The 7,629-nt window shown below is 62.2% G+C and carries 7 protein-coding genes; 3 read left to right on the forward strand and 4 right to left on the reverse strand.

Features of this window, described 5'->3' with window-relative positions; genetic code table 11:
- Positions 1-200: hypothetical protein (locus NZK35_RS34100; protein ID WP_259636999.1), on the reverse strand; the 200-nt coding region annotated here is incomplete at its 3' end.
- Positions 201-239: 39 nt separating this feature from the next.
- Positions 240-1,220: an alpha/beta hydrolase gene (locus NZK35_RS34105; protein ID WP_259637000.1), complete on the reverse strand. Its 981-nt coding sequence runs from the start codon at positions 1,218-1,220 to the stop codon at positions 240-242.
- A gap of 139 nt (positions 1,221-1,359) precedes the next feature.
- On the opposite strand from NZK35_RS34105, the gene ribA reads away from it, so the two are divergent.
- Both ribA and NZK35_RS34115 read left to right on the forward strand, forming a co-directional pair.
- Complete coding sequence (gene ribA, locus NZK35_RS34110; RefSeq protein ID WP_259637001.1) at positions 1,360-2,610, forward strand: GTP cyclohydrolase II; 1,251 nt, start codon at positions 1,360-1,362, stop codon at positions 2,608-2,610.
- Between the two features lies 1 nt (position 2,611).
- Positions 2,612-3,472 carry a prephenate dehydrogenase gene (locus tag NZK35_RS34115; protein WP_259637002.1) on the forward strand — a complete coding sequence of 287 codons (861 nt, stop codon included), beginning with the start codon at positions 2,612-2,614 and terminating at the stop codon, positions 3,470-3,472.
- 143 nt (positions 3,473-3,615) lie between these two features.
- Here the strand turns inward: NZK35_RS34115 and NZK35_RS34120 are convergent, their stop codons facing one another.
- Positions 3,616-4,323, reverse strand: a complete 708-nt coding sequence (locus tag NZK35_RS34120) for an HAD family hydrolase (protein WP_259637003.1) — start codon at positions 4,321-4,323, stop codon at positions 3,616-3,618.
- A gap of 79 nt (positions 4,324-4,402) precedes the next feature.
- Between NZK35_RS34120 and NZK35_RS34125 the strand changes: the two genes are divergently transcribed.
- Positions 4,403-5,854 carry an MFS transporter gene (locus NZK35_RS34125; RefSeq protein ID WP_259637004.1) on the forward strand — a complete coding sequence of 484 codons (1,452 nt, stop codon included), beginning with the start codon at positions 4,403-4,405 and terminating at the stop codon, positions 5,852-5,854.
- On the opposite strand, the gene NZK35_RS34130 is transcribed toward NZK35_RS34125, so the two are convergent.
- The gene (locus tag NZK35_RS34130; RefSeq protein ID WP_407699873.1) at positions 5,817-7,175 is read right to left on the reverse strand and encodes an ammonium transporter; all 1,359 of its coding nucleotides are present in this window, start codon (positions 7,173-7,175) and stop codon (positions 5,817-5,819) included. The two genes, NZK35_RS34125 and NZK35_RS34130, sit on opposite strands and share 38 nt — an antisense overlap.
- Between the last annotated feature and the right edge of the window lie 454 nt (positions 7,176-7,629).

The raw sequence follows: 7,629 nt of genomic DNA on the forward strand, positions 1-7,629 counted from the left end.
TCGTTCACGGCGTAGGGCTCCGCCTGGGGACACATTGCTTCGCAGGCTCCCGCCTCCCGGCCGCGGACCGCGTGTGGCAGAGCCACACCGGCATTGCTGCGTTCCAAGGCGGAGCCTTGGAAGCAGGGATCACGCGCCACTGGCTGACGCCGCGTGCTGGGACGTGCGGTGCACGTCACGCTGTGCGTGATGATTGGCATGCACAGCATGCCCTACATGATTGGCATGCACAGCATGCCCTACTTTGCCAATTGCTCGTCAAAGAACTTCAGCATCCAATCGGTCAGCTTTGGGCTGAGGAAGGCGAACAGGTGGCCGTTGCCTGGCAGGGTGTGTAGCGACGATTCGACGTCGGCATCGACCAGCGCCTGGTGAAAATTCTTGGCGTTGTTGATCGGGACGATCCAATCCGCTTCGCCGTGGATGATTTGAAACGGGGGGTCTTTGGGAGACGTAAAACAGATCGGCGAAGCGGCGGTGTAAACGTTCGGCAACTCGCGTCGCGATCCGCCCAGGAAAAACGCCAGCGACGTGTTGTCCGGTGGCAGCTGCCGAAAGTCCGTCGGCGGGCCACCGATGCAAACGGCACCGATCGACGGGAGCTTTTTCCAACGTTCGTCTTGCTGCGGCCAGGACGTCGTCTGACGAACGGATTGCCAGGGTTCATCGGCCAGCGTGGCGACCAGCGAAACCAGGTGGCCGCCGGCGGAATAGCCATACAGACCGACGCGCTCGGTGTCCCAGTGGTAGGTGGGGGCGTTCTCGGTGATCCAGACCAGAGCCGAGCGTACGTCATCGACTTGATCGGGAAACTTTGAACTCGGGGCGTGCCGATAATTGATCGCGACGGCGGCGAAGCCGTTTCCCGCCAAATCCCGGGCGTGACGCTCCATCGTCCATTTATCGCCGGTCGCCCAGCCGCCGCCGTGGACGACCAGCACCACCGGCCAGCGGCGATCGGGGGCCGTCCCGGACGCCTGCCGGGATGGCGTCTTGGGTTGCGGCAGATAGACGTCGCAGCGGCTCGCGCTGCCCAACTCGTCGCCGTCCGCGCCGCAAAACCGCAAATCAGCGATCTTTTTGACCTCAAACGCGGTCGCGTCGGGACGCTCTGGGGCCGAATCTGCCGCGACCGGAGGCGTCGGCGGACCGGCTGGGTCTGCGGCAATCGCCGAAATTTCGCTGCTGTAGATGCCTGCAATCACACTGCAAGTACCCACCAAAACGCAAATTGGTCGCTTCCTGGTCCGCTGTCGTCTCATCAATCGGTCCGCTCATTGGGCAATTGGCCATCATCCGTATAATAATGGACCGACCAGACCCTCCACCATCCGACCCACTGACACCCCAAGCCACACGATGCCCTTCAATGATTCGCTATCCGGCGAAGACCTTTCCCTGGATTCCATCCCTGCCGCGGTCGAGGCAGTGCGACGAGGCGAGGTTGTGATCGTCGTCGATGCGGAGGATCGCGAAAATGAAGGCGACTTCATTTGTGCGGCCGAAAAGGCGACTCCCGAGACGATCAATTTCATGCTCGGCGGTCGCGGCCAATTGTGCGTTTCGATTCTGCCCGAAGTCGGCAAGCGATTGGAGTTGTCTCCCGTCGTCTCGGACAACAACGCGCCGCTGCGTACGGCCTTTGTCACCCCGATCGACATCGCGACCGCGCGGACCGGAATCACAGCCGCCGAACGCAGCGAGACGATTCTTCGGATCGCGTCGCCGGATTGCAAGGTCGAGGATTTCGTCCGCCCCGGACATGTGTATCCGTTGATCGCCAAAAAGGGAGGCGTGTTGCGTCGCGCCGGGCACACCGAGGCGGCGGTCGATCTGGCGCGGATGGCCGGTTTGCAGCCCGCCGGGGTGCTCTGCGAAATCCTGAACCAATCCGGTGACCGCGCCACACGGGATGAATTGATCGCCATCGCCAAGGCAAACTCGCTCAAGATCATCAGCATCGAGCAACTGATCGCGCATCGCCGCGTGAGCGAAAAACTGGTCAACCGCGCCGCCCAGGCGACGTTGCCGACCAAGTACGGCGATTTTCAAATCATCGTCTATTCGGTCGATTTCGAAGATCAAGAACCGATCGCGTTGACACTCGGTGAGCTGTCCCAGCAGGCCGAAGGTCAGACGCCGCCGCTGGTTCGGATGCACAGCAGTTGCTTCACCGGCGATCTGATTGCGTCGCTGCGATGTGATTGTGGCGACCAGTTGGAAATGGCCCTGGAGATGATTGCCGCCGAAGGTCGCGGCGCGCTCGTTTATCTGCCCCAGGAAGGACGCGGGATCGGACTGGCCCAAAAGATTCGCGCCTACGCGCTACAAGACCAAGGGATGGACACCGTCGAAGCCAACCACGCATTGGGTTTCAAGGCCGACATGCGCGACTACGGAGTCGGGTTGCAGATCTTGAAGGATCTGGGCATCAGCGAAGTTCGCTTGCTGACCAACAACCCCAAGAAGCAGCAAGCGTTTAACCTGCGCGGCTACGATTTGAAGCTGGTCGATCAGGTGCCGATCGTGACGCCGGTCAACAAGCACAACAAGAGCTACCTGGAAACGAAGCGATCCAAGATGGGCCATCAATTGCCGGATTTGGGCTGAGATGCAAACGCTTCCTGAAAAACCGGCGTGGCTCCGCCGCGTTTCGATCCTCGGTGTCGGGCTGCTCGGCGGCAGCGTCGCAATGGCGTTGCGGCGGCGTGGGGTTCATGTCGTCGGCTACAGTCGACGCGAATCAAGTTGTCGTGCGGCGATCGAGGCCGGCGCGGTCGACGAAGGATTCACGGAGATCGCAGCGGCGTGTCGTGGCAGTGACGTTGTCGTCGTCGCCTCTCCGGTCGACAAGATCGTCGAACTAGCCATCGCTGCCGATCGAGTGTTGGGTGACGACGCGTTGATCACCGATGTCGGCAGCACGAAGGCCCGTATCGTTGCCGAGATCGAGGCGCAGTCACCGTCGCTGGCTCGGAAATTCGTGGCCGCCCATCCGATCGCGGGATCCGAAAAGACCGGTGTCGAAAACGCCACTGCGACGTTGCTCGAGGGCAAGCTGGTGATCATGACGCCCGGCGATCACACGCCGGCGGCGGCGGTGGATCGGGCCGGCGCGTTTTGGATGCAGACCGGCGGTGACATTCTTTCGATGTCGCCTGAGCAACATGACCAACGGTTGGCGGCGGTCAGTCATGTGCCGCATCTGGTTTCCTCGCTGTTGGCCGGCCTGATCGATGACGAATGCGTGCCGCTGGTCGGCAGCGGATGGAGAGACATGACGCGCGTGGCGGCCGGAGACCCGACGATGTGGACGGCCATCTGTGTGCACAATCGCGAAGCCATCTTGGGGCAACTGGATCACTTTTCCGATGCGCTGGGATCGCTCCGGGAAATGTTGGCCAGGGGCGACATGGCGGCGCTGAAATCTTGGCTGGACGATGCCAAGGCACGCAAGGAAGCGAGCGAGTGAAGCATCTTTCTTACGGTAGGACGCGAGCGCTCCGGTCTTTCGCGGTGTTTTTGAAGCGCGACCTCCCCTCGCTTCCTTCGACCCACCTGCCAGGTGCCTGATTGCACGTTCGTGAAATGCATCAAGGCGCCATTGACGACGGTCTACAAATCATTGGTCAAGCGAAGCAACGCGTCGGGCCGATCTCGCACCAGCAACCGGGCATCCAGACCGGCTTGTCGGGCGGCATCCACGTCGCCCCGTTTGGTGTCACCGATCATCAGTAACCTGGACCGATCGGTGATCCCGATGCGACTGACTGCTGCGTCGTAAAAGCGTGTGTTGGGTTTGGACCAGCCGAGCTCGCTGCTGATCAAGACGGCGTCGAAATAATGCGTGATCCCCATTCCTTCCAAGATCGTCCGCAAGCGAAGGTCGAAATTGGAGGCGACCGCAATCGCGTAGCCTTTGGATTTCAGTCGCTCGATGGCGGGCAGGGCATCCTCATACAAGCGCCAGGCGTCGGCGGCAGCGAAGTGGTTCCAGAGTGAACCGAACACGCCGTCGCCGGCCAAGCCGTCGAGATCGCCTGGCGGCAAATCCGGCGGTAAATCACCAATCGTGTCGGCGACGATCCGTCGCCACCGCCGTCGCTCGGCCGCCTCGTCGGTCGGCTGGTCGACGGTGTCGCCAAAAAAATGGCGTTTCATGGCGGCTTTCAGATTCTGACGCACCGCTTCAAACGAATGTTCACTGCCCAGGGCGACGGCGGCGGCGTGATACGCCCGCGCCGGCTCGGGATCCGGGGTCAGCAGGGTGCCGGTGGAATCGAAAAGGATCCAGTCGTAGGCGTTCATCGGAGTGATCGGCATGGTTGTCGGTTGGCGGGATGCAGTTGAGGCCCCTGTTGGGGCCCTAGTCGTAAATTTGATCGGGTGCGATGGTGTAGTGATGGAAGACGTGCGAAACGAACCGAACGAGTTCTCCGAACCCTATCCTCAGGCCGTCAATCAGGCGACGGGTGTCTCCACGCAGACGCCGCCGGTAGAGCTGGTCCGATCGGGGGATCGGCACTCGGTCTCGACAAACGGCATGGGGCGACAAAGCAATGGCGAGGCCGGTGACGACAACGGCTCGCCCTGGTTGCCGCTGCGCAACCCGATCTATCGTTCGTTCTGGATCGCGTCGTTCGTTTCCAACGTCGGCACGTGGATGCATGAAATCGGCGCGGGTTGGTTGATGACCGACCTGGATGCCTCGCCGCAAATGGTTTCCGCCGTGCGGACGGCGATGGCGACGCCGATCGTCTTGCTGGCGATTCCCGTCGGCGTGCTGGCCGATCGGGTCGATCGACGCCGATTGCTGTTGTCCACCCAAGTCCTGATGCTGTTGACCGCGGCGAGTCTGGCGGCGCTGACCGCGGCCGGCGTGATGACCAGCTGGCTGTTGCTGGGGCTGACGTTCTTGATCGGGTTGGGGCTGACGTTGCACGTCCCCACGTGGCAGGCGTCGATTCCCGAGTTGGTGCCACGTCCCCAGTTGTCGCGTGCGATCGCGTTGGGCAGTATCAATTTTAATTTGGCGCGGTCTGCCGGTCCGGCGATTGCGGGCGCGTTGGTGGCCGTCGCGGGGTCCTGGATCGCGTTCTCGTTCAATGCGATCTCGTTCGCCGGCGTGATCGTGGTGTTGTTGATGTGGCGTCGCCAGGGACGCGAGTCTTCGCGTGGGTTGTCCTATCGAAAATCGTTGTACCAGGGGCTGCGCTACGTTTACCGCAATCACCAGATGCGACACGTCTTGGTGCGTCTGGGGCTGTTCGTCGTGCCGGCCAGCGCGTTGTGGGGGCTGTTGCCGTTGGTGGCCCGTCAGCGATTGGATTGGGGGGCCGACGGGTTTGGAGTGTTGGTCACCTGTGTCGGTGGCGGGGCATTGATCGCGGCGCGTTTCTTGCCCGTGTTGCAGCGGCGTTTCGGCGGCGACGCGACCATTGCTTTGGCCATGCTGGTGTTTGCCGGCGGACTGGCGGTCATGGGGTCTTCGACCCAGCGCTGGGTCGTGGTGGTGGCGACGCTGGTGATGGGGTGCGGCTGGATGGTCACGTTGACGACTCTGAACACGGCCGCACAAATCACGTTGCCCAGTCGATTGCGGGCGCGGGGGATGAGTTGTTACTTGACGGCGCTGGCGCTGTCGATGTCCACCGGTTCATTCTTGTGGGGCAGCGTTGCCGAGTCGATCGGTGTCGCTGCGACGCACGAAGGGGTCGCCGCAGGAGTCGCCGCTGGGGTCGGCACGGCGCAAAAAATCGCGGCGGCAGCCCTGTTGGTCACCGCCGCGATCGGCATGCTGTTTCGTGTCGTCGGTCCTACGCGAACATATAGCCCTCTTCACCGTGATCGGTGATGTCCAGCCCGCGTTGCTCGCTCTCGGCCGGGACGCGAAGCCCGATGACGATGTCGATCAGCTTGAGCAAGATCAGGCTTCCGATCGCTGCGAAGGCGAACGTGATCAGAACCGCAACAATCTGCCCGATCAGTAGCGCGGGGTTGCCGGATTCGAGCAGCCCGACCTTGGTCCCATTGCCGCTGACATCCAGGCACGCGCGACTGGCGAACACGCCCGTCAAGATGGCTCCGACGGTTCCGCCGACGCCGTGGACGCCAAAGGCATCCAGGGCATCGTCGTACTTCAACGTGTGCTTCAGCTTGCTGCACGCCAGGTAACAGAGGATCCCCGCGGTCAGGCCCATGACCAGTGCCGGCATGGGTTGGACGAATCCCGCGGCCGGTGTGATGCACACCAACCCCGCAACGGCACCACTGCTCGCGCCCAGGACCGTGGGCTTGCCCAGCACGATCCACTCGGTCATGGCCCAGGCAAACGCGCCGGCTGCGGCCGAAAAGTGTGTGACCGCGAACGCGCTGCTGGTGACCCCATCGCTCAGCAACTGGCTGCCGGCATTGAATCCGAACCAGCCGACCCACAGCATCGCAGCACCGAGTGCGGTGTAGGTCAGGTTGTGCGGCTGGAAGGGCTCGTTGGGGAATCCCATGCGAGGTCCGATCAGGATCGCGGCGACCAGCGCCGACACACCGCTGGAGATATGAACGACGGTGCCGCCGGCAAAGTCGAGCGCGCCGCCCATGATGCTGGCTTCGCCATAGGCCAGCGGCCCACCGTCCCAGACCCAATGGCAAAGCGGGCAATAGATCAGCGTGCCCCACAGGATCGAGTAGATCACCATTGCGCTGAATTTGATCCGCTCGGCGAACGCGCCGCAGATCAGGGCGGGGGTGATGATGAAGAACATGCCTTGGAACAACATGTGGGTCAGCCGCGGAATGCTGCCTTCCATCGGTGTGACGGGCTTGCCGAGCGCTTCACTCCATTCCCGTTGCACCCCGTTCATGAACAGGTAGTCGGTGTTGCCGATCCAGCCGCCGGATCCGCCGAAGGCGAGCGAATAACCGTAGATCGCCCAGATCACCGTCATCAGTCCCATCAAGAAGATGCACTGCATCATCACGCTCAACACGTTCTTGCGCCGCACCAAACCGCCATAAAACATGGCCAGCCCCGGCGCGGTCATGAACAGAACCAGTGCGCAGCAGATCAGCATCCACGCGTTGTGGGCGGCCAGCGGCCCGTCGCCGATTTGCTCATCGGTCATGCCCGCCGGCGACGCGGTTGTCTCCGTCGCCTCCTGGGCCGCCGCGGCACCCATCGGGCCCAGCAGGAAAAGCGATCCCAGGATCGAGATCGCAAACCAAAGTCTCCACCTACTCACAGCTATCACCTCGTTGAGAAAAGGACTTGTCGGGTGACTGAAACGCAAGCCAGCAGCGGTCGTCGGATCGGTGGGTTCGGCCGCCTTTCTCGTTCCGCCGAAAGACCGAGCGGCCGGCGTCGAGATGCGCCGACGGGGAATGCTCGAAAAGATCGTTCACGGTCGAGAACCGAATCATCAATCCGCGACGGGAGGGTGCATTGCTTCGCTCCGTGACAGTCGCGCAGCGGTTAGAATACGTCGAACTGCGAAACGCCGCTATCGGAGTGTGGGCGGAGCGGAAAGGGGGGCAGGAACAGCAACAAGAGGTTCAGCAATCGTTGGTGTTTAGCCGTTAGGCGATTCCCGGTCGCTGCGACGCAGCGACAGTCGGCGGCTTTAGCCCAATACC

Origin of the sequence: Stieleria sedimenti (assembly GCF_025060895.1) — a bacterium.
Lineage (GTDB): Bacteria > Planctomycetota > Planctomycetia > Pirellulales > Pirellulaceae > Stieleria > Stieleria sedimenti.